Below are 652 nucleotides of genomic sequence, written 5' to 3'. Positions count from 1 at the left end.
AGCGCCGTTTTCACCAACGACGCCGACGGCATCCAATCCCTGAAACAATGGCTGGCCGAATTTGGACAAAGCGAACTGCACATCTGCATGGAAGCCACCGGCAACTATTACGAAGCCGCCGCAGATGCCTTAAGCACCGACTACGCCGTTTACGTCGTCAATCCGCTTAAAATCAAAAGCTACGCCAAAAAGCGCTTCAGCCGCACCAAAACAGACAAACAGGACGCAAAAATCATTGCCGAATACTGCTTCACCGCCCTAGATTCCGAGCTAGAGCAACGGCACACACCCAGCGCAGACCAATACCGCCTAAAGCGTCTCATGGCACTGCACGGCCAACTCAAACAGCAGATGACAGCCCAGCAAAACCGCCTAAAGGCCGCCAAAGACAAATTTGTCCAAAGCATCCATAAAGAGCAGATTGCCCAGCTTCAACGGCATATCGACGCAGTAGAGCAGGAAATAAACGACGCCGCCGGCGGCGACAGCGGCACCAAAGCCACTACTGAAAAACTGCAAAGCATCCCCGGCATCGGCGGCATCACATCCGCCAAACTCGCCTACTACCTAACCGCCCTAAAATTTAAAGGCGCAAAGCAGTTTGCCGCCTTTGCCGGACTAGTGCCGCAAAAGAAAGAATCCGGCACAAGCG

1 protein-coding gene is annotated in these 652 nt (G+C 53.7%); it reads left to right on the top strand.

Going from position 1 to position 652, the window contains the following annotated elements:
* A partial coding sequence (locus MB824_RS10800; protein ID WP_238748545.1) for an IS110 family RNA-guided transposase occupies positions 1-652 on the top strand: 652 nt, incomplete at both ends.

Source organism: Kingella pumchi (assembly GCF_022288825.1).
Lineage (GTDB): Bacteria > Pseudomonadota > Gammaproteobacteria > Burkholderiales > Neisseriaceae > Kingella_D > Kingella_D pumchi.
The sequence above is the reverse complement of the archived record's forward strand: the minus strand, read 5'-3'. Positions and strand labels throughout refer to the sequence as shown.